This window comes from Marinobacter sp. S6332, assembly GCF_023016045.1.
Taxonomy (GTDB): Bacteria; Pseudomonadota; Gammaproteobacteria; order Pseudomonadales; family Oleiphilaceae; genus Marinobacter.
The window spans coordinates 317,217-338,762 of record NZ_JALKAP010000001.1 but is presented as its reverse complement, the minus strand read 5'-3'; the positions used below and the strand labels follow the sequence as shown (position 1 = coordinate 338,762).

Below are 21,546 nucleotides of genomic sequence, written 5' to 3'. Positions count from 1 at the left end.
CAACAAGAGATCAATGCCCATGAAAGATCTGAAAAACAAAGTCGCAGTCGTCACCGGAGCAGGTTCCGGTATCGGGCGAGCACTCGCCAAAGCGTTGGCGGCGCGGGGCTGCCGGCTGGCGTTATCGGATGTTAACGAGGACGGGCTGGCGGAAACGGCTGCAGGAATTACTGGCACGCCAGTTAGAACCTATTCTTTGGATGTAAGCGACAGGGACGCTATTTACGCCCATGCTGCAGAGGTAGCAAAAGATTTTGGTCAGGTTAACCTGATCATCAATAACGCAGGCGTCGCGCTTTCAGCAACGGTGAGAGAGATGAGCGACGAGGACTTCGCCTGGATCATGGATATTGATTTTTGGGGAGTTGCTCACGGCACCCGTGCCTTTCTGCCGCACCTGATTGCATCTGGTGATGGCCATGTGGTGAACATATCCAGTGTATTTGGCTTAATCGGTGTGCCTACGCAAAGCGCCTATAATGCGGCCAAGTTCGCGGTTCGCGGATTCACAGAATCCCTGCGCCAAGAAATGAAGCTGGAAAAGCAGCCTGTTGCTGTCAGTTGTGTCCACCCGGGCGGTATCCGCACCAACATTGCCAACTCGGCGCGCATGAGTAAGCCCAAGAGTGCGGAAGAGCTGCGCACTAGTTTTGATAAACTGGCGATGACCACGCCGGAAAAAGCTGCTGAAACGATTGTGAAGGGTATTCTCAAAAACGAATCCCGCATTCTTGTAGGGTCCGACGCTTGGGGAATCGATGCTATTAACCGCTTGCTGGGCTCGGCCTATCAGCCGTTGGTAGAGCGCTTCGCCGGTAAGAGTTTGTATCGTTAACCCGCTAAAATAACGCAAGGAACCGCCTCGCTCTATGTGTGAACTGCTGGCTATGAGTGCCAATACATCCACCGACCTCTGCTTCAGCTTCACCGGGCTGACTCGCAGAGGCGGCGACACTGGCCCCCACAAGGATGGCTGGGGCGTGGCTTTTTATGAGGGCAAGGGCGTGCGGGCGTTCCACGATGTGGATGCCAGCGCCAACTCCCGGCTTGCTGAAGTGGTTCAGACCCACCCGATCAAAAGCGAAGTGGCTATTTGCCATATTCGTCAGGCCAATGTAGGCGAAATTTGTCTGGCGAATACCCACCCGTTTATGCGCGAACTCTGGGGCCGTTACTGGGTGTTTGCCCACAACGGCCAGCTTTCCGACTTTCAGTCTTCACCGGGGTTTTACGAGCCGGTTGGTGGCACCGATAGTGAGGCGTTGTTCTGCGAAATCCTCAATCATCTACGCAGCCATAGCGACAGGAATGATTCGGTCGAGGCGATCACACAGCATTTGGTGGAACTTTCGAAGGCGTTTGCAGAGCAGGGTGTTTTCAATCTTTTGCTGAGCAACGGCGACTGGTTGTTCACCTACTGCACCACCAAAATGGCCAGCATTACCCGCCGTGCGCCTTTTGGTCCGGCAAGGCTGAAAGATGCAGATGTGATTGTGGATTTTGAATCTGAAACCACGCCGAACGATATTGTCAGCGTTGTAGTAACCGAGCCACTGACCAGCGATGAGGAATGGGATATCTATCAGCCCGGCGAGTGGAGGTTGTGGCGCAAGGGCATTGTCGAAGCCAAAGGTATTGCGATAAGTAAACGGAAGGATTCGACTGAAAGCTAAGCAGGCCAGCGTTGTCTTGCTGGCCTGTTCCGTTGTGTAGCGTAATCACTGTAGGGTTTTGCGATTCCCGTTCTGGTACTCCGGTGCGATGTATGCCTGAATCTCAGCCTTGAACCGCGCAATCAACTCGCTGTTGTCATTGTCCCAAGGGTGGTAGCCCGGTTTGAAGTAACCAAACCAGGTAGGTATTAGGCTTGAGAAAGTACCGTTCTTGCCCCACATGCGCCACAAGCTCTTGCCGGTATCGGTTATCGAGAAGCGTTTGGCGTCGTTCAGCATCATGCGTCCGGTGAAATACGAGGCCATCACTCCAAGTGCGGCGGTACTGAAAATGAGATAAAAGGTTCGCTCGGCATAAGTACCACCCACCTGCTGGAACACATCGTAAGCCACGGCCTTGTGCTCGGTCTCCTCGATAGCATGCCACGCCCAGAGCGGGCGCATGGTCTCATGCATGCCCTCGCGCACATCGTCGCGTTCCAGAAGCATATCCGCCATCATGGCGGTTATGTGCTCAAGGGCGCAGGTAATGGCCAGTTGATGGCGCTTTGGTAGCAGTTTGGCGACATCCAGAACGACGTTCAGTTGTTTTTCCATTTCGTCTACCGGCATGCCGCGATCCCGCACATGCTGGTTCATGGCCATATGTTCCAGTGAGTGCATGGCTTCTTGGCCAATAAAGCCCCGCACTTCCGCTTTCAATTTCGGATCGTCAATTTGATCCCGGAAGGCACGGACAGAATCCACAAAAAACTGTTCTCCCTGCGGAAAGAGCACCGAAAGTGCATTCATGAGATGGCTAAAAAAAGGGCTCTCTTCCATCCAATATTGCGGCACCTGCTCATCAAACTCAAAACCCATGCGTTGGGCTTTGATGTCGACGTTATCTGGCGTTTTTGACCCTCTGTTGTCTAAGGTAATCGGGTTTGGGGCGGTTTTAGTACTCAGCATGGGTTTACTCCTCACATTGGCTGATGTCATGTAGCCAGTGTGTTGGAGTCGACGATTGAGGTGAATGCGAAAGCGGGCCGCTCACCATTCAAAATAGGACACAGTGACATGAAGTTGGCCAGCGCGACGCTGCCTGGTGTGCAATCTCTCCCACTGTGATGGTTGCAGGCTTCTGCTAGAGTCTTTAGGAAACAGCACTCAAGCAGCACTCACGCAAAGACAGGGCACTCTATGGCGATTTCCGGGTCGGAAAAAGAACGGCAAATGCTGGGACTCTTCCTAGTGCCTGGCGTGTACATGCGGGTGTTGGCCAAAACCGTACAGCAGCTTGGCCATAACGATCGTCAGCTATATGAAGGCCTTAACGTTAATGCTCAAGAACTGAAAGCCAACGATAGCCGTGTGTTTGTTACCGATGCCATGGTTATGGCCGAGCGCGCACTGAAACTCGCTGGCAAAGGCGGACTGAGCTTCATGCTGGCCAGAGAGCTGCGGGTAACCATTCACGGCACGCTTGGGTTTGCTGCATTAACCAGCCCTACGTTTGCCGGAGCGCTGGATTCCGTTCGTCGCTACCTGCAGCTACGAGCGCCGTTTTTGAGCATGAGCCAGTCAGAAACTGATGAGCACGTACTGGTGAAGCTCTGCACCGAGTTCGACGTGCCAAGCCTCTATCCGTTTCTGGCAGAAACCGTCAGCGCCACACTGGTGATGCTCACTGAACAGCTATTGGACCGTAGCGATGCTGAAAAACGCGGATTTGCCCTCGATCACGGCAAGCTTCCCGGCGTAACCGTTCGCCTCAGCGGCGCAGAGCCTGCCTATTACCACCAGTTTGCCGACCAGTTGCCGGTCAAGTTTCAGTATGACCAGCCTGATGAGATGCTGGTGCTCCCGAAAACACTGCTGGATGTGCGCATGCGCTTGGCCGACGCAGACGCTTCCCGTCTGGCCAGAGATGAGTGTGAATTTGAATTACAGAAGGCCCTCAAGGACCAAGGCGACCTTGCCATGGCCGTGCGCAACATGCTGCGAATGATGCCCGGCCCGCTGCCTTCGCTTGAAGCCATGGCGGAACGCTTTTGCGTCTCCTCCAGAACACTAAAGCGACGGTTGGCGGAACGAGAAACCAGTTACCGTGAAATTGTAGAATCCGTGCTCAAAGACCGCGCCATTCAGCTATTACGCTACACCAACCAATCCGTGAGTGAAATCGCTTACGAACTGGGCTACGCCGACCTCTCCAACTTCAGTCGCGCATTCAAAAAGTGGACCGGGAAATCCGCCAGCGAATTCCGAGAAGGCGGTCCCGACCCAGCTCCGGAGTTAGGGCCTTAATAGTGCCAAAATCCGTTTGCATCTGGATTTATTGCAAGAGTTAAAAGGACGGAGGGTGGCGTATATTCTCCGCCAGAAAAAAGATGTCTGAGCGCAGCGAGTTATTTTTTCCAAGGAGAATATACGCCACCCTCCGGCCCGGCACTCAGGTTTCAGACCTTGTGGAATGACATAAATAACCCCATATACGGCTATAGCCAACCCTTATCACCGGAGCAACCATGATCACCCGACCAGACACCCACAGCAAACTACTAGGATACCTGCTCTGGATCTTCGGCTTTTTAGGCTCTCACCGTTTCTACTACGGCAAACCCATTACCGGAACCATCTGGTTCTTCACGTTCGGATTCTTCCTAATCGGCTGGATAATCGACTTCTTTCTGATCCCCTCCATGGACGAACAAGCCGACCACCGCTTCCACGAGGGCGAGATAAATTACAGCGTCGGCTGGCTACTACTCACCTTCACTGGCGTATTTGGCTTGCACCGCATGTACATGGGTAAGTGGATCACAGGGGTTATCTACCTGCTGACCGGCGGCCTCTTCCTGATTGGGCTGCTATACGACTTCTGGACACTGAACGACCAGATTTCAGAGCGAAACCGGGACGTGAAATTTAACTGACAAGAGCCCGCTCAAGCTCCACCAGACCGTCCTCCAGATAGTCCAGCATCCTCTGGAGGCTAGGTAGCGTGCGGCGGCAGCCGATCAAGCCAAACTCCACCTGATCGTTATAGCTGGTCAGAGTCATATTCAGGGCCAAACGGTCCATGGCGATGGAGACGGGATACATACCCTCAAGCTTGGCGCCGTTCCAGTAACAGGCTTCTTTTGGCCCGGGCACGTTGGAAATTACCACATTGAACGTTTGCCACTTCGGAGCCATGCCGGTTAGCAGATTAAAGGCCGCTGGCGCCAAAGTCAGTGCGGTGTAGTTGAGGATCTCTTCGGGTGACATATGGGCGTAGCGATCTTTCCCTTCTTGCATGCCTTGGTGGATTTTCCGTAGCCGCGTAACAGCGTTGCCTTCGTCTGTATGCAGGTTAGCCAGAATAACGCCCACCTGATTGCCTTCGGCTTGCCGACCTTCGGATTCGCTGCCGTCAGACTTTTGGTACTTGCGCAAGGAGACCGGCACCATAGCGATCAAGGGCTTATCGGGCAGAGCGTCCAGATTCATAAGATAGGTGCGCAACGCACTGGCGCACATGGCCGTGACCACATCGTTTACGGTGGTGTCATGAGCATGGCACACCGCTTTGATGCGCTTCAAGCAGTAGGATTGAGCCGCAAACCGGCGGGAACCGGTAATTTTCCGGTTCAGAATACTGCGTGGTGCGTGGAAAATGGAGTTGTAGGCAGGGTCCTTGCGTGCCGCCTTCACAGTGCGCAGTAGTTCCCGTGCTACGGTCGGCACCGTGCTTAACTGTTTTCCCGAAGCGCCCAGCAAGTGGCCAATGCTGTGCCAGAGAGACGGTTCGCTTCTATCCTCTTTTCGCCCCGCCCTCACGGATAGATCCCACACTGGCGGCATGTTGCGTTTTGAAGGGTCTGTGGACAGCATTCGCTGAGTCATTCGCATGGCCGAAACGCCATCTACCAAGGAATGGTGCACCTTGATGTAAACCGCAAACTGCCTGTCGCTCAACCCCTCGATCAGATGAAACTCCCACAACGGACGTTCCCGATCCATTAAGTGGGAATGTTCGGCAGAAACAAACGCAAGCAGCTCCCGAATACGACCCGGGGTAGGCAGAGCTTCAAACCGGAAGTGGTGCTCCAGATCGAGATGATCATCATGAACCCACACAGGTTGCGCCAAGCGGCTGTCCAACCGCTGATTGAACGGCGCGGTTACTTCCGTATCGCTTCGAAGCTGCTCCGCAAGTTTGGATACGTAGTCGTCGGGCGCATCTTCTGGAAATGAAAAAATCTGCAGCCCGCCTACGTGCATGGGTTGCTGGCGCTTTTCAAGCCAGAGAAAAAGCTGGTCGGTCGGGCTCAGAGGCTTCACGGGGCGTCCTTTTTTATTCGTGTTATTGGTCTTGCTTCAGTTAGAGAGTAGCAGCACCCTGCTGTGTTGCACGCTGCAACATCTGCATTGGCACCCGGTAACGCTTGCCCAGGAATCTACCCGTGCCGTCAACAGTGCAGGTTTTTCGGTTCACTCTTGTAATCTCGCCCTGAAACTCATGCAGGCCGTGGGCGAAGAGGACCGTATCGCCAACACTCCATTCTGCTCGCTGCAGGCGCGTATCAGGCAGTTCAAAAGACCGCTCAGACAAAGCCATTCCCAGCTGCTGTGAATGCTCTGCAAGAGCCTGTCGCACCGCGCCAGCGCCGCCACTCTCATGCAACTCATCAAGAATGTTGTAAAAGTACCGGTTGTGCACCGAACCACGATATCTATGGCCAGCACTGTGTTGCAGCAAGTGTGCGAACTCGTGACAACAGGTGTGTGCGAGTAAGTTAAGCGTGCTCAGCTCACCCTCAAAATAACCTCGTTTGTGTATTTCCCGGGCTGAGAGCCAGCCAGTGGCCGTATCAGGTTGTTGCTTGGCCTGAATCATTCGTAGGCCGTAGGTAATTTGGTGCTGTTTGCGCTGTGGATCAAAACGATGGTAGGTGGCTTGGCCCGAACCTACTCGGCATGCGAGTGTGCTGCCATGGGCCCTTTCTTGAACCCAGCTGGCGGCGGGTTGCCAGAGAATCAGTTCGGTAACAGTGCACATTAATTCGCCGAGCTTGCGGGCTTGAAATTTCGGGTCGGTCATATCTGTTGAAGGGCTACACGCCTCATGGTCTGGGTAAAAGATTTCAACCAGAATAACGGTCAAACTGTGGGTTTGCTATGACCTGCCTGAAATACAAATCGGACGGCCTGTTCCCAGATATTGATAAGTTGCGACGATTTGTCTCAATCTGATTTCAGCGTTCTTGGCCGTCAGTCTTCGACGAAGGACATCGGCAACCAGCCCGCCTCAGAATTTAACTCGCCAAACTGTCGGTTTTTTGTACATTCTGCTATACCTTTTTAGACCTGATGGCCAACAGAATGTTAGCGGGGTTGTGTGAAAAAAGACTTTTGGAAGCAGGCCGACAACATCATCAGTTCACTTTACGGCGCGGCAGCGGATGAATCGAGATGGCAGGAGATTATGACAGAGCTCGCTGCAGGAACGCGCCCGGAGGGAGCGAATGTTCTTGAAAAGAAGTTAAGTGAACAACTGCCAAGGGAAGTTGTCAGTTTTTGGTCGAATACAGATGCCAACAAGCGTCATTTGGAATATAGCTTTATCGTAAATTCGCTCATACACCGGTTGATAACTGAAAGCTCTGGTGTTTGCAGGAAGCGCAGCGTGTCGCTATCTGGCGCAGACTTGCGAAGAAGTGAATACGTCCGGTTTATTTTGGGCTCCCCCCAGCATCAGATCATGAACAATGACATTTTGGTGCTTTTGCAACGTATTTTGCATCATCTGCCACATATACTCCGCCTTCGTGACGTATTCCGAAAACGCCAAGAGGATACAGCATGGCTTTATTCTGCTATCGACCACATGCCTCAACCCGCCGCAGTGGCCGATGCCTCTGGCCATATCTGGTACATGAACTCTGCATGTGATTCCTATCGCGACCAGCAATGCTCTTTAGTTATACGAAACGGAAATATAGGTTTGACTGACTCCACCGCCCATTCAAGGCTGCTTAGCCTTATAAAGCTGGCTTGCCAAGCACCCGCAAGTCTCCCCCTAGCTTTCCTGCCGATTATTGGAGAGCATGGTCGAACGAGCCTCGAAATAACCATAACACCACTTCGGCCGGAGCAGAATATCGTTGCCAGCGAGGGCGGCGCGTTGGCCTTGTTGATACTGCGAACACCTTTCTCTGCGCCTGACGCCAAAGGCCTTTCCGAGAAGCCCTATGGTCTTTCCCCTACCGAATTGGCGGTTGCAAAAGCATTGGTTGAAGGTGTTTCGCCGGAGGCATACGCCGCCAGTCGTGATATTAAAATTTCGACCGTAAGAACCCAAATTAGAAGTATTCTTGATAAAACAGGCACGCGTAATACCGTAGAAATGGTGTCCTTACTGGCCGGCATGCAAATACCGCAAGGAAAATCATAGAGCTCTAGTTTGTAAGCGTTTTTCTTGTCATTTCCTGATTATCCCGGTCACTGATCATCCTTTGATCTATTGCTTTTACTAAAGAATAAACATGCAAACATCATCAAAATTGATGATGTTTGCATGTTTATTCTTTGAGAAATTGAATGTGTCGGCAGACAACGTCTTCAGGGGATGAAGTAACCCCCCCAACTCACAGGCGAGAGAATCAACGCACACAAAACAAACATTGTCAGGGGTTCAATTATGCGAAAGTTCAGGAAATGGCCACTTTTAGCCGCCATCGTCTCCAGCTTTTTGATAGCGGGTTGCGGTGGAAGTGATGATGACAATAATACCGGAACTCCATCGGAAGACGCTGGCGGAGGAAATGTTGAAGCGTCTCCACTGGAAGGCACATGGGGCGGGACGCTCGAGCGCGCTCCGGCGGACGCTAGCGGGACATTTGAGACAATCGAAGTCACTTTCGACAGTGACGGCAACGCCACCGGGGTTGTTATTGCCGGGAGCACAGATACTCTCATCACCAACCTGGAAAACAGCGTCGTGACGGATCAAGGCCGCACTCTCTATGCCTTTTCTACCAGTGATGGTAATCGGGCTGTTTTCTTCGTGGACGCGGCAAACGAACACGGTGCCATCGCGACTGCGGGCGGCGCTGTGGCGGTGCTTCAGAAAGGCACGACCAGTGGGAGCTTCGCCAATAATGACGCAGTTGGCAGTTGGGCGGGCAGGTCCGTGTTTCTTGCCAATAACCTCGACTTCAATACTCTGATTCAGGATGATGTCAGCGGCACTTTCACTGCCATGGGTGCGGCGGTGCAAAGCAATGACCTGAGCTTCAAAAATGGGGACGAGGCCGACGACTGTTCCGACCTCAGTATAAACCTGAACGCCCCGGAACCCAGCTTCGGCGTATACGAAGGTACGGTAACCGGCGGCATTGGCACTAGCTGTCCCGGCACTGACACATTAAACTTTGATATCTATGCCAGCTATGACGGCGACTTTCTGGTAGTAGGCTTCGCCGATGGGGAGGCCAATTCGAGCTGCTTCGTGGACGATGATTGCGGTTTGGTCGTACTTGAGCGCCAGTAATTGGCGAGCCCCGTGAAATGTTGGGAAAATTCATATCAATCAGCAGTCTTTAGCGTAGGCTGAACCTGACGGGTAGAGCGTAGCTGAAGGTTCTACCCGTCATCTCCTCTGGCACTGGCGGTAGTGGAGCAGCTTGCTCAAGCATGGCAAGAGCTGCTTCGTCCAGCAGGGAGTGGCCAGATCCTGTGCGTAAGCTGTGGCCCATGAGGGTTCCGTCTCTACGGAACTCGAAGGTTATTACCGGCGCACCTTCCTGCCCTAACCTGCGGGCGCGGCGGGGGTATTCGTAAAATCGTGAAAGATGCCTGCTGAGCTTTGTAAGGTAATCATCAACGGCAGACGGATTACCCGCGTTCTGCAGAGGTACAGATGATTGCGATTGAGAGTCCCCGTTTTCGGGCGCTGGCTCTGCGGTATCGCTTGCTGTTTTCTCTGGCGAGGACTGCTCTGCCTGAGTTGCAACTGGCTCATCCATTTTTTCGACTATTTCTGGCTCTGGCTCTGGCTCTGGCTCTGGCTCTGGCTCTGGCTCTGGCTCTGGCTCTGGTGTCGGTTTTGGTTCAGGCTTTGGCTTTGGCTTTGGCTTTGGCTTTGGCTTTGGCTTTGGCTTTGGCTCGGGTTGGGTTTCTTGAGCTGGCTGAGGTTTTGCTTTCTCAATGGGTTCTGGCGCGGACTTGCCTGCAAGCGAGATCTTAATGGCGGGCGCGGTATTTATAGCTGCGTTGCCAAGCAGGTTTAGCTCTATGGTCTTCTTGGGCGCAGCGGCCATTAGAATGCCCGCGCTCAGAACGATGGCGACGGCCAGCAGGCCAAGGCGGATGGCCTTTCCTGGTTCCCTCACGCTTCAGGCTCCGTCAACAGCAGGATTTCTTTATAACCGCCATTTTCCAGAGTGCGCAAAAGGCTTTCCAGATCTGCCATGGTAAGACTGCTGGCTGCGGCAATTTTCAGCGGGGTTTGTGCATCGGGTTCTGGTAGCCGTTGCAGCAGAGCTTGCGCATCCAGATTTTCACCATTTATTCGCCAGTTCCCTTTATTGTCCACCATAAGGTCAGCATGAGGCGATTGTTGCTCGCTGCTTGTGGGTGTAGCGGGCAGATCAGGTAAAGGGTCATCAGCAAGCTGGCCAGCCACGATAAAAAACATCAGTAACAGGAAAACCAGATTGATGAGTGGCAGAAGAGCATCCTCTACCCGCTCCATCAAAGACTTGCCGGAGGTAGAGGGAGGTGGAAACAATTCAGTCATGGGGATTCTTTTGTTGCGCGTTGCCAGTGGGCCTGAATGCCGCTCTGCGATAATTCACCCAAGGTGGCTGTGAATAGGCTTAGTTGGGTATCTGGTGCGGTTGTAAGATTTACTTCAGTAATGCCTGCGTTGCGAAGTGCGGGCAAGAGGTCGCTAACGGGTAGATTGCGCTCTTGCCACATAACGTCTCCGCCTTTGGTAACCGTAAGCAAGGGAAGTGGCTCACCGGTCACGGTGCTGCGGCCGTCTGTATTATTGGCGAGTTCCAGATGATCCACAGGCAGTAACCTGCTGGTCAGCATAAAAAACACCAGCAGGATAAAGACCACATCAATCAGTGGAGTGATACGGATTGGAATGGGTCGGCTGGGCCTGAGTTCAACCAGTTGCATGGGCGAACCGCTGACTACTGTGAGATGCTGATTCCGGCTCGTCTTGTGTCTTTGGCCGGGATTGGCTTGGGGCAGGCTCGACCGCTTTAGTGGTCGCTTCGCTTGCGGCTTCGGTTGCCTTTACAAAGGGTAGTGGCGAAGCGGTGAGCACAGTAACCAAACTACTGTTTACAAGCTTATGGATACGCCGTAACCGGAACTCAATCCAAGCCGCCAGTGCAGCAAATGGAATGGCAACGACAAGGCCAGCTGCGGTGGTGGTCAAGGCTTCATAAATGCCGCCACTTAACTGAGAGGCATTGGCTCGGCCTTCAGCAGCCGCCATGGCGCTGAATGCTTCCATCATTCCCAGCACGGTTCCTAGCAAACCGAGCAATGGCGCCAGCGCAGCGATTACTTCAATGATTTTAAGGGGAGCTTCAAAGGGCTCAAGAGCTTGCTGGGCGTCCCGTGCCACTGTTTCGCGAATTTGCCCGTCGTCTTGCTGGTTTTGTCGAGCTTCAATGGTATTGGTTATTAAGCCATGGAGAGGGTTCAGTTTTGCCCAGCGGCTGGCCTGTTGGCGAATGGCTTGCGGATTTACGTCGGCAGGGCTGTGTTGCCAAAGTGTAATCAGATTTTTAAGTTTTCTGGACAATCTCGGAGCATACACCGCGCCCACGAGTATCAGGTAAATAAACGTGATGAGGCCCAGAACTGCCATAACAAGCAATACCATCATGACAGGGCCGCCCATGGCGAGGAGCTGGTTAATAGGGCCGTCTGTTAGTGCGGAATCGAGAGGTGTTAGGGAGTTGCTCATGCCAGTTATCGCTCTTTCTGAAACATCATGCGAATAATAAAGATTATCATTCGGATTGCAAGGACTGTAATCCTTTAGGCCTCAAGCCTCTGTTAGAATTTGTGTCGCCGTTGAGCCCAGTCTTCACGCATGATCTGATTCGAAACCGGAGGCCGTACCATTAACACTCAATCCCTGCAGAAAGGAGTAGCTCTGCTGTGCTGATGAGTCGTTGGCTGGGCAGCTTGGTGAATCGAGCCGTGCTCCTTGTCGTGGGTGTCGTAATTCTAACGGCGCTGCTGGTGGCGCTTGCAGGCTCGTTCCTTAGTCGGTCGGAACTTGAGCAACAGGCTGCAAATCAGGTAGAAACAATTGCGCGGTTGGTTTCTGGCGAATTGGATGACAAGTTGTCACAGCGCTTGGAGGCGTTAAACCACGTCGCTCAGGGTTTCACTATGAGTGAAGCGGCCTTTGAGGTGCGCGCAAGAATTTTGATGCGCCGCCAAACCGCGTTGCAGCACCTGTTTGATGGCATTTACCTGATTGACGCGCAAGGTAAAGTTATTGCTGAGCACCCAAAGGAATTGAAGATGGTTGGGAAGGACATCAGCAGTCGCACCTACTTCCGCCGAATCTCAGGGCAGCTTACTCCACAGATTAGCGAACCCTATCGCTCGCATTATCAAGGCAGGCCCGCGGTTATGGTGGCTGCTCCAGTGTTTGATCATCATCAGCGCTTTATTGGCATGCTCGGGGGTGCGATTTCACTAGCGGGTGAGCACCTCATAGAAGAACTCTCGAATATTCGCATAGGCAAAACCGGTTACCTAACTATCATAGCCCGCAATGGGGTTGTACTGGCCAACGGCCGCACCGGAGAGGTTATGCAGCCGGTAAGTGATAGCAACCCAGTGCTAAGCCAAGCTATGAGCGGGTTTGAGGGAACAGCCAGAACACGCAACGCCAAGGGTGAAAGTATTATTCTCTCGGTTCAGCAAATGTCTGAGGTGCCTTGGTTTGTAGCCGCTGTTTGGCCAGCCCGCGAAGCTTATGCTCCCGCTACTCGCCTTAAAGATGCGTTTCTCTGGATATTGTTGGTTGTGATCTTGCTCGTTGTTCCGATGGCTATGTGGCGTTTCCGTCGTTTGATGGCGCCTTTAGGCGAACTTGGGCTGCAAGTGCATGAGCGCCACCTTGGTGTGCGCAATAAACCGGTGGGGGTTTCCGGGGGTTCGGAAATCAGTCAGGTGGCTGAAATATTCAATCTGGTCATGGATGAGCGTGAGGACGTTCTTAGTTCTTTGGCCGAGCGGGAAGCGTTTTTCCGATCACTCACCCGGGGTGCCCCTATTGGCATTGTGCAGGCAGATGTACTTGGCCGTATCGAGTTTGTAAATCCTGTATTCGAGAGCATTATCGGCCTGAAATTGGCCGCACTTAGCGGTACTCATTTGTTTGATTGCATCGCAGATGATGACCGTGTTGCAGTGGTCGAAGGTTGGCAAAAGGCGCTTGAGGGGCAGGAGGTATTTCGTGATCGCTTCCGTTTGCAGGGAACGAATACACGCGTGCCCATTTGGTGTCAGGTAATCACGGCAATTCTTGAGACGCCTGAAAAGGTCATGGGTACCGTTACGATTGTGCGGGATATTTCGCATGAATTGGAAGTTGAGGATGCACTGCGAGACGAGCAGCAGAGGGCGGAAAACATACTGGGAGTAATGCAAGACGGTGTGTTGATGGCCGATACCGGCGGAGCCATACGTTATGCAAACCAAGCAGCGGGCCGTTTTTTGGGCACTAGCGAGGACTGCATTGGCTCAAATGTATTTGAGTTGGTGGGAATTGACCACGAAGATCAGTCTCTCACTCATGACTGGTTTCTTGCCCATGATGATCTCGACAGCCTGTACGTTACTCTTCGCAATCGCAGCGGCAACGCATTCGATGTGGATCTCAGTATGATCCATATCCGACAGGGGCGAGAGAACGAGCGGCTGGTGTTCGTGTTCAGGGACGATGCTGAGCGTCGGCGTGAGGAAGAGAGGCTTTCCTGGGAAGCGACCCACGATAGCCTAACGCAGTTGGTGAACCGTCGTGCATTCAATGCTTCGTTGAGCAAAGTGCTCGGTGAGTCGTCGCGACAGGAAGCAAGCTCGGTGTTGATGCTGATCGACCTTGACCACTTCAAGCCTGTTAATGATGAAGGTGGACACCTGCTCGGTGATGAAATGCTTCGTCGTTTGTCCGATCTATTCAAAGAATCGGTGCGCCAGTCGGATACCGTGGCTCGCTTAGGGGGTGATGAGTTTGGCATTATTCTGCCCGCTTGTGGGCTAAGCAGGGCCAAAACCCTTGCCGAACGCATTCGTGCAGGCGTTGAAGCGCTCGAAATTGAGCACGAAGGCCGTATGTTTTCAGTGACCGCCAGTATTGGCATGACCGAGTTGCTACCCGCAGACCGTGAACCCAAAGACGTGGTCGCGCGCGCTGATGAAGGCGCTTATCTTGCCAAGTCACAAGGCCGAAACCGAGTTGTGGTTACACCTCTGGCGGAGCCGAAAGACTACTCCTAGGCGTTTATGCCCACCAATGTGCTGCCAAGCTGGCCTGCCACATTAAACGTAAAGCCAAGAGAGTAAGAACCAGATTAAGCGCTATTCTGAACCAGCGATTATTGAGAGAGCGGAGAAGGTGCAGACCTATCCAGGTGCCCGCAAAGCCACAGGCAATCATAGCCAAAATAAACGGCAACCAGTTCGCAAACACGAACCCCGCCACACCAAATACCAGAGCTTTGGGAGCATGCTGCAGGACCATTGCCGTAGCAAAGGTTGCAACGGTGCGGAACCGGTCCGCATGAATCTGTTTTATAAACGCCGCCACGAGTGGGCCGGTAGCGCCCACGAAAAGACTAACAAAACTGGTTACTGTGGCGGCGATAAAAACCCCCACCGGGCCGAATGCGCTTTTTGGCAGAGCTGGGCCCCAGCACAAATACAGTACGAATACCGCAATGGTCAGCTGCCATAAATAAGCTGGCAGGCTTACCAGCAACCATGCGCCCGCCGCAGCGCCTGCAACCACCCCAGGTGTAAAAGCGGCAATCGTCCGCCAGTCGATATGTTTCCACGTCAGTATTGCCCGGCCGCCGTTGGAGCCGAGCTGAATCATGCCGTGCACGGGAATAATGGCGGCTGCGGGCATCCAAGTGGCCATCAGAATCAGCAAAAGAACACCCCCGCCTGCTCCCAAACTTGCGGTAATCATGGATGTAACAACGGAACTTGCCAGCAGAAAAAGCGCCACTGATACACTTAGGCTCTCTGGGAGCAAGGTTATTTCCATGCGCAAAACTCCTCGGATTTCAGCGTTGCCATTCTGCATAGCGCCTCAGTTGCCAGCTGTACATCGGCAACGTAATACAGTGACGCCAGCCCCAGCCTATCTCGACCTAAGTTGTGAAACACCATGCCAAACGCTATGTCTCCTGCGGTAAAACGCTTGTGGTTAGCGGCAAAGTATTCTGCAGGCTTGGCCAGTGTCTCGCCATCAAGGAGCGCCTGCACACGGCTTGCGCCACCGTGGTAGGCTTGCACCAACAAGAGCACAAAGAGTTCGTTGCGTTTGGCCTCTGGTAGATGGCCAAAGCGCTCTTCAAACGCGGGCTGTAGGTTGCGGGCATTCTGGTGCATTAGGCGTAGTGCGCAATCAATCTGAGCCAGCCGGTGCCAATAGTTCTGAGGTTTGATCTGGCAGTCTTTCAGGGCGGAGGGTGAAAGCTGGAGAATGCCCTTAGCATTTGCGCGGGAATGGGCTCTTGCCTGCCCACCACTTTCAATTAGGATTTGCCCGGCCAGATACCTGGATAAAACCTCCGGTAACGCGAAGCGGTTTTGTTCGCTTCGACGTTGCACGATGTAAATCAGAGCATCGTGGAGTGCGCCGGGCTGCTCGCGAGTTGCGAAAGAAAGATCATCCCAAGCACCCCAAACTCTATCTTTTCTCTGGGCCCCTAGATAGCGACCAACGGCCATGTCCAGATTGACGTGGGGCTGATCACAGGCCAGCGCGAATGGATAGCCTTTCGTGCTGGCATCACCGGCAACCCACTCCTCGGTAAGGCCTTTAGCATGCAGTTCCTGCCGGGTATCGTTCAAGCGCTTTTGCGTTGCGGAACGATTGCTGCCGTTGCTTATCCAGCCTAAAAACTGCCCGCGCATATCGAACAGAATGTGGCGTTCTGGGCTTGAGCAGTAACCGGCTTCTTTCAATACCCAGCGGCGTATGGTGAGAATATTTGTGTAGACGCCCTGACTAACCCAGTAAGGCGAATTCCTTACAACGGCTGTCCAATCCGGAGTGTCCGTACTGACATTCTCGGCTTGGCTATCTTCTGCCCACAGGGTCCCTTGTCCCAATGCGGTCAGGATGAAAATCAGTGCAAGCTGACGTAAGCTTGCGAATCTTAAGTTCATAAACGATGTATCCGTGGCATTCCGGTCATCACAATAACAAGTGGACGCTTTTATGAAGCAATCTGAATATTTGCGTTACGACGCCACTGCGCTGGCTGATATCATCCGCCGTGGCGATGTAACCTCCCGGGAAGTATGCGAGGCTGCGGTGGAACGAGCAACCGTTGTGAACGGCTCCCTCAACGCGATCTGCTTTCCCCAGTTTTCTGAAGCTCTGGCGCAGGAGTGCCCAAAGCACGGATCTTTTGCCGGTGTGCCTTTGCTTTTAAAAGATCTGTCTCAGGAACAGGCTGGAAAGCCCTGTACCTATGGCAGTCGTGGCTATAAAAATTATATTGCGCCACAGGATTCCGAATTTGTACGCCGTGCCCGCGAGGGTGGGCTGGTGTTTTTGGGGCGCACAACAACACCGGAGTTTGGCCTAAAGGCCGTCACAGAATCCGAATTATGGGGGCCTTCACGGAACCCCTGGGACACTCGGCTCACTCCCGGCGGCTCAAGTGGCGGCTCTGGTGCCGCAACGGCGGCTGGTGTTGTGCCTATGGCTGGCGCAAACGATGGTGGCGGCTCCATCCGGATACCCGCAGCCTATAACGGGCTTTTCGGGCTCAAACCATCTCGTGGGCGTATCTCTAATGGGCCTTCGATGGGTGAAGCTTGGACGGGTGCCTCTTCGGATCATGTGGTTACCCGAACAGTGCGTGATAGCGCCACTATGTTAGACGTATTAAGTGGTGCTGCTCCGGGTGATCCGTTTGTGATTCCTAAACCCGATGTCGCTTATGCGGACTTGATGCAGCAATCGCCGGGTAGCCTGAAAATAGGTGTGTTCACTGCGTCGCCCTACGACACAGAAGTGGCTCCCGAATGTGTTGCGGCTGTTGAGGAAACTGCGCGGATTTTAGAAAATCTTGGGCACAAAGTTGAGTATGCTCGCCCGGAGTTTGATGGTATGGCGTTGGCCCGCTGTTATCTTGCCCTGTATTTTGGTGAGGTGTCGGCAATGATGGCGAAAGCCAAAGAGCAGCTTGGTGCCACTGACAGCGATTTTGAACTGGATACTCGCCTACTGGGTATGCTGGGCAATACCATGCCGTTGTCTGATTACGTGCTTCGGCGCCAACAATGGAATGAGTTTGCCCGAGCGCTGGGCGCATTTTTTAGTGGTTATGACCTTTACCTCTGCCCTACCACCGGCCAACTGCCCGCCCGGATCGGTGAATTGGAGACACCTGCGCATTTAAAAATGGCGGCAAAGCTGATGCTGGCCCTCAAGGCCGGAAAAATGGTGCACCGCAGCGGGCAGGTGGACCAGATAGCGATAGAAAATTTGGCCCACACGCCGTTCACTCAACTTGCCAACTTAACGGGAACGCCTGCCATGTCGGTACCAGTACATTGGACCGCGGAGGGTATGCCGGTTGGTGTGCAACTGGGTGCACCCCATGGTGATGAAGGTGTACTGTTGCAGCTGGCAGCCCAGCTTGAGGAGGCTGCCCCGTGGTTTGGCTATTATGAGAAACTTGAAAATGCCTTTCCAAAAGCGGGTTTGTGATCCGTTGCCTGAAACCCCACGTTTATCTTTAGGCGCGTAACAGGCTATGCTGTGTGTCAGGGAGATCATCTTCCTGATACACCCTGATGGCATCGAGGAGGCGAGCGCATTATGAACCAACCGATGGCAATCGATGAACTGGTATCCGTTGCACAGGCTGAAGCCATGGGAGAGCTCGACGCTCCGATGATGGCGATCGTACTGGCCAACGAACAAAGCTATGACTTGCCCATCAACTCACTTGAAACCGATGCCGACAAGGCGCGCTGGGGATTGATTCTTCGCGCTGCCCGCGAGCATGTTGAGGCGGATGCTGTGGCGGTTTTATATCCGGCATGGACAACTATTCGTCAGAAAGCCAAAGAAGCAGCAGACGATGATGGAGCCGAAGCCTTGGCTGAAGCGTCGACAGATAATCTTGACGCCTCATCGAAAGGCGGCGCGGAGGACGAAACAAACGAGCCGATAGACACTCTGTTTGTGCAACTCCACACACGCGATCACGTGTACTGGCGTGGATTTGAACAAATCCGGGATCCCAAGCATCAGCGCATCATCGGCTTCCGCCGCATAAAAGCGCTGTCGACGGATTATAGGCGTGACGAAGAGCCTTCGATTGCGTCCTGGTTGAGCACGCTGTTCGAGCCGCTACCTGAACATGGCGAGGCGTCAGACGTCGATCTTGAGCTGGCGGATCTTTTGGAGGAGCCAGAAGTCAGTGCCGCTTTGTATCCGCGACAGTTGCGGGCGTTGCATTAAGAGGATAGTTGTGAAAACTTGAATTGAAGAGCCGGGTAAGTGCCCGGCTTTTTTTTGAGTGCTTCTTTATATGGAACCTGCCATGTTTAATCACGCCCAGTGGCTGTCCGATGCCATCGCCCGAATTGATGCGGACTTCAATCGATCTTCAGACACCCACCTGATCAAACTGGATCTGCCCGGGCTGCAGAACATCGATATTTATCTCAAAGATGAATCAACTCATCCCACGGGCAGCCTCAAGCATCGGTTGGCACGTTCGCTATTTCTATTCGGGCTATGTAACGGTTGGATTACGCAGAGCACTCCCGTCATTGAAGCGTCTAGCGGTTCCACGGCGGTGTCTGAGGCGTATTTTGCCAAGCTTCTGGGGTTAAGGTTTATAGCGGTTATGCCCAGAACAACATCAGCCCAAAAAATTGCCAAGATTGAATTTTATGGCGGTGAATGCCATCTGGTTGATAACGGTAGCGAAATCTATACCGAATCGCAGCGACTGGCTCGTGAGCTGGGCGGTCACTATATGGACCAGTTTACTTACGCTGAGCGAGCGACGGACTGGCGTGGAAACAACAATATTGCCGAAAGCATTTTCCAGCAGTTGCAGCGGGAACCACACCCAACACCCCGCTGGATTGTTGTAAGCGCAGGCACGGGAGGCACTTCTTCGACCATAGGGCGCTATATCCGCTATGGCGGGCACCTCGCCCGAGGCTGTGAGCTCTGCGTGGCCGATCCTGAAAACTCCGTGTTTTATGAGGCTTTTGCCAGCGGCCGGTCTGATATTACCGGCCAGTGTGGCTCTCGTATTGAGGGTATTGGCCGCCCAAGGGTGGAGCCGTCCTTCAACCCTGCGGTGATTGACCGCATGGTGCGTGTGCCGGATGCAGCCAGTTTTGCTGCTTTGCGTTATCTCGAACGTCATCTAGGTCGGCGTTGCGGCGGGTCTACCGGTACCAATCTGATCGCGACACTGCATTTGGCCAGCCAGATGCAAAAGGCTGGCGAGAAAGGTTCGGTTGTTACGCTTCTGTGTGACGGCGGTGATCGTTACATAGACACCTATTTTAACCCCGATTGGATTGCCCATCAGGGTCTGGATTTAACCGATTGGGAAAACGCACTGGATGACTTCGATCGTACCGGAGTGTTTGAGCCGGATCTGCAGGTTGCGCAGTTGGGCAAGTTGTAGTGGTAATTTGCGGGTTCGGGTTTGGCCGGTGAATACGCTATAATCGCCCGCTTTATTCCTGCACCCACAAGGCGCTGATCGTGATTGTATTTGACCAGGTACAGAAGTCGTATCAGGTGGACGGCCGGGCGATCCCCGCTCTGCACCCGACTGATATGACCATTGAAACCGGCGAGGTGTTCGGTATTGTTGGACATTCCGGGGCGGGAAAATCCACTCTGGTGCGTCTGATCAATTTGCTGGAACCGCCGACCGGTGGCGATATTCTAATTGATGGCGAGAATATTACCCGCTACAACGCGGCTGAATTGCGCGCCTTTCGCCGCAAAGTCGGTATGATCTTCCAGCACTTCAACCTGCTCTCCTCAAAAACGGTTTCGGATAACATCGCCTTCCCGATGAAGTTGGCAGGTATCTATTCCAAAGCAGAAATCCGAGATCGAGTGCAGGAACTGTTGGCTCGCGTAAGCCTTACTGACCATGCCACCAAATATCCTTCCCAACTATCCGGTGGCCAGAAGCAGCGAGTGGGCATTGCCCGGGCGCTGGCTTGTAGACCAACAATATTGCTGTGCGACGAAGCCACTAGCGCCCTCGACCCGCAAACCACCCAGTCGGTGCTGCGCCTGCTGGCGGAAATCAACAAAGAACTCGGGCTTACTATCGTACTCATCACTCATGAAATGGACGTGGTGCGCCGTGTGTGCGACCGGGTTGCCGTTATGGACGCCGGGCGTGTTGTGGAAATGGGTGCTGTAAGCGATGTGTTCCTGCATCCGAAACACCCCACTACCCGAGATTTCGTGTTTGAGAGCGAAAGCATCGACAGTGAGGAAATGCAGGAAGACCTGCAAAAGGCCAACGGACGCATTCTACGCCTCACCTTCAAGGGAGAAGCCACTTACCAGCCGCTGCTGGGCAGCGTGGCCCGGGCATCAGGCGTGGATTTCAGCATTCTTTCCGGCCGGATCGATCATATCAAGGACACGCCATACGGCCAGTTGACCCTTTCGCTAATAGGCGGCGATCTTGAACTTGCCATGAGTGCGTTGGAAGGGGCCGATGTTCACGTGGAGGTGGTGCGCTGATGGAAGCTTTACTGAGTAACGTGGACTGGCCAGAAATCGGCATAGCCAGTTGGGACACCCTAGTAATGGTAGGCATGTCGCTGCTGTTCAGCGTACTGGCAGGCCTGCCCATTGGTGTTTTGCTATTCCTAACCGGTAAACGGCAGTTATTGGAACAGCCTGTGGCCTACGCAGTGTTGTCATTCGTAGTAAACGTACTGCGGTCTGTGCCGTTCATCATCCTGCTGATTGTAATGATCCCCTTCACCGTGATGCTCATCGGCACCTCGTTGGGTGTAGCTGGTGCCATACCACCCTTGGTGGCAGGCGGTGCGCCTTTCTTCGCGCGGCTGGTGGAAACCTCCCTGCGAGAAGTTGACCGAGGCATTATCGAAGCCACTCAGGCCATGGGTGCCAACGTGCGCCAGATCATCTTCGGCGCCTTGCTGCCAGAAGCCCTTCCGGGCATCATCGCTGGCATTACGGTCACAGCGATCACCCTAGTGTCTTACGCGGCCATGTCTGGCGTTATTGGCGGTGGTGGTCTTGGTGACTTGGCCATTCGATTTGGCTACCAGCGCTTCCAAACCGATGTGATGGTGATTACCGTGGCGCTGCTGGTGATCTTTGTGCAAGTGCTGCAAATGGCCGGTGATCGTCTGGTTCTGTATTTCAGCCGTAAGTAGTTTTTGAATTTGCCTGCGATGGTCTAGCCCTCAGAAGACACGTCAGAAATAAGCCCGGCCGGTGAGATACCTCCCGAAAACGTGGAGCGCCAAGGATGGCGCGACCGAGCCCTACATGGATGTATTAACGGGCGTTTTTCGGGAGGTATCTCACCGGCCGAGCGGGCGGTCACGCATAATTCTGCTTTGAACGATG

The 21,546-nt window shown here is 53.5% G+C and carries 21 protein-coding genes; 12 read left to right on the top strand and 9 right to left on the bottom strand.

Annotated elements, in window-relative coordinates; genetic code table 11:
- Positions 1 to 19 precede the first annotated feature (19 nt).
- Both MWU62_RS01535 and MWU62_RS01530 read left to right on the top strand, forming a co-directional pair.
- Positions 20 to 835: an SDR family NAD(P)-dependent oxidoreductase gene (locus MWU62_RS01535; protein WP_200363461.1), complete on the top strand. Its 816-nt coding sequence runs from the start codon at positions 20 to 22 to the stop codon at positions 833 to 835.
- A gap of 34 nt (positions 836 to 869) precedes the next feature.
- On the top strand, positions 870 to 1,673 hold the full coding sequence (locus MWU62_RS01530; RefSeq protein ID WP_247113095.1) for a class II glutamine amidotransferase: 804 nt from the start codon (positions 870 to 872) through the stop codon (positions 1,671 to 1,673).
- Positions 1,674 to 1,718: 45 nt separating this feature from the next.
- On the opposite strand, the gene MWU62_RS01525 is transcribed toward MWU62_RS01530, so the two are convergent.
- Positions 1,719 to 2,624, bottom strand: coding sequence for a metal-dependent hydrolase (locus MWU62_RS01525; protein WP_247113094.1), 906 nt, complete (start codon positions 2,622 to 2,624; stop codon positions 1,719 to 1,721).
- A gap of 231 nt (positions 2,625 to 2,855) precedes the next feature.
- Between MWU62_RS01525 and MWU62_RS01520 the strand changes: the two genes are divergently transcribed.
- Together MWU62_RS01520 and MWU62_RS01515 are read left to right on the top strand one after the other, a co-directional pair.
- Positions 2,856 to 3,962 (top strand): AraC family transcriptional regulator, encoded by a 1,107-nt coding sequence (locus MWU62_RS01520; protein ID WP_247113093.1) that lies wholly within the window; start codon positions 2,856 to 2,858, stop codon positions 3,960 to 3,962.
- Between the two features lie 221 nt (positions 3,963 to 4,183).
- Positions 4,184 to 4,591, top strand: coding sequence for an NINE protein (locus MWU62_RS01515; RefSeq protein ID WP_247113092.1), 408 nt, complete (start codon positions 4,184 to 4,186; stop codon positions 4,589 to 4,591).
- Here the strand turns inward: MWU62_RS01515 and MWU62_RS01510 are convergent.
- Together MWU62_RS01510 and MWU62_RS01505 are read right to left on the bottom strand one after the other, a co-directional pair.
- A complete protein-coding gene (locus tag MWU62_RS01510; protein ID WP_247113091.1) occupies positions 4,584 to 5,981 on the bottom strand; it encodes a wax ester/triacylglycerol synthase family O-acyltransferase in 1,398 nt (465 codons plus the stop codon). The genes MWU62_RS01515 and MWU62_RS01510 overlap by 8 nt on opposite strands.
- Before the next feature lie 40 nt (positions 5,982 to 6,021).
- Complete coding sequence (locus MWU62_RS01505; protein WP_348645617.1) at positions 6,022 to 6,804, bottom strand: hypothetical protein; 783 nt, start codon at positions 6,802 to 6,804, stop codon at positions 6,022 to 6,024.
- A gap of 234 nt (positions 6,805 to 7,038) precedes the next feature.
- Between MWU62_RS01505 and MWU62_RS01500 the strand changes: the two genes are divergently transcribed.
- Positions 7,039 to 8,094, top strand: a complete 1,056-nt coding sequence (locus MWU62_RS01500; RefSeq protein ID WP_247113090.1) for a helix-turn-helix transcriptional regulator — start codon at positions 7,039 to 7,041, stop codon at positions 8,092 to 8,094.
- Between the two features lie 246 nt (positions 8,095 to 8,340).
- Positions 8,341 to 9,192, top strand: coding sequence for a hypothetical protein (locus tag MWU62_RS01495; protein WP_247113089.1), 852 nt, complete (start codon positions 8,341 to 8,343; stop codon positions 9,190 to 9,192).
- Between the two features lie 49 nt (positions 9,193 to 9,241).
- On the opposite strand, the gene MWU62_RS01490 is transcribed toward MWU62_RS01495, so the two are convergent.
- From MWU62_RS01490 to MWU62_RS01475, 4 genes are read right to left on the bottom strand one after another with little or no spacing between them, the layout of a single operon-like run.
- The gene (locus MWU62_RS01490) at positions 9,242 to 10,033 is read right to left on the bottom strand and encodes an energy transducer TonB (protein WP_247113088.1); all 792 of its coding nucleotides are present in this window, start codon (positions 10,031 to 10,033) and stop codon (positions 9,242 to 9,244) included.
- The gene (locus MWU62_RS01485) at positions 10,030 to 10,440 is read right to left on the bottom strand and encodes a biopolymer transporter ExbD (protein WP_247113087.1); all 411 of its coding nucleotides are present in this window, start codon (positions 10,438 to 10,440) and stop codon (positions 10,030 to 10,032) included. The genes MWU62_RS01490 and MWU62_RS01485 overlap by 4 nt, the downstream gene beginning before the upstream one ends.
- Positions 10,437 to 10,832 (bottom strand): biopolymer transporter ExbD, encoded by a 396-nt coding sequence (locus MWU62_RS01480; protein ID WP_216006639.1) that lies wholly within the window; start codon positions 10,830 to 10,832, stop codon positions 10,437 to 10,439. Before MWU62_RS01480 ends, MWU62_RS01485 begins: the two co-directional genes overlap by 4 nt.
- Entirely contained in the window at positions 10,819 to 11,634 is an 816-nt protein-coding gene (locus MWU62_RS01475; RefSeq protein WP_247113086.1) for a MotA/TolQ/ExbB proton channel family protein, read from the bottom strand. Before MWU62_RS01475 ends, MWU62_RS01480 begins: the two co-directional genes overlap by 14 nt.
- 203 nt (positions 11,635 to 11,837) lie before the next feature.
- Between MWU62_RS01475 and MWU62_RS01470 the strand changes: the two genes are divergently transcribed.
- Complete coding sequence (locus tag MWU62_RS01470; protein ID WP_247113298.1) at positions 11,838 to 14,189, top strand: diguanylate cyclase; 2,352 nt, start codon at positions 11,838 to 11,840, stop codon at positions 14,187 to 14,189.
- A 4-nt stretch (positions 14,190 to 14,193) separates the two neighbouring features.
- Here the strand turns inward: MWU62_RS01470 and MWU62_RS01465 are convergent, their stop codons facing one another.
- Both MWU62_RS01465 and MWU62_RS01460 read right to left on the bottom strand, forming a co-directional pair.
- Positions 14,194 to 14,961: a TSUP family transporter gene (locus MWU62_RS01465; protein WP_247113085.1), complete on the bottom strand. Its 768-nt coding sequence runs from the start codon at positions 14,959 to 14,961 to the stop codon at positions 14,194 to 14,196.
- Complete coding sequence (locus MWU62_RS01460; protein ID WP_247113084.1) at positions 14,952 to 16,091, bottom strand: transglycosylase SLT domain-containing protein; 1,140 nt, start codon at positions 16,089 to 16,091, stop codon at positions 14,952 to 14,954. Before MWU62_RS01460 ends, MWU62_RS01465 begins: the two co-directional genes overlap by 10 nt.
- A 52-nt stretch (positions 16,092 to 16,143) precedes the next feature.
- Between MWU62_RS01460 and MWU62_RS01455 the strand changes: the two genes are divergently transcribed.
- From MWU62_RS01455 to MWU62_RS01435, 5 genes are all read left to right on the top strand, one after another.
- Positions 16,144 to 17,646 carry an amidase family protein gene (locus MWU62_RS01455; protein ID WP_247113083.1) on the top strand — a complete coding sequence of 501 codons (1,503 nt, stop codon included), beginning with the start codon at positions 16,144 to 16,146 and terminating at the stop codon, positions 17,644 to 17,646.
- Positions 17,647 to 17,757: 111 nt separating this feature from the next.
- Positions 17,758 to 18,405, top strand: a complete 648-nt coding sequence (locus tag MWU62_RS01450) for a hypothetical protein (protein ID WP_247113082.1) — start codon at positions 17,758 to 17,760, stop codon at positions 18,403 to 18,405.
- Positions 18,406 to 18,487: 82 nt separating this feature from the next.
- Positions 18,488 to 19,597, top strand: a complete 1,110-nt coding sequence (locus MWU62_RS01445) for a PLP-dependent cysteine synthase family protein (protein WP_247113081.1) — start codon at positions 18,488 to 18,490, stop codon at positions 19,595 to 19,597.
- Positions 19,598 to 19,677: 80 nt separating this feature from the next.
- On the top strand, positions 19,678 to 20,685 hold the full coding sequence (locus tag MWU62_RS01440) for a methionine ABC transporter ATP-binding protein (protein ID WP_247113080.1): 1,008 nt from the start codon (positions 19,678 to 19,680) through the stop codon (positions 20,683 to 20,685).
- Positions 20,685 to 21,350, top strand: coding sequence for a methionine ABC transporter permease (locus MWU62_RS01435; RefSeq protein ID WP_200363409.1), 666 nt, complete (start codon positions 20,685 to 20,687; stop codon positions 21,348 to 21,350). Before MWU62_RS01440 ends, MWU62_RS01435 begins: the two co-directional genes overlap by 1 nt.
- The last annotated feature ends 196 nt before the right edge of the window (positions 21,351 to 21,546 follow it).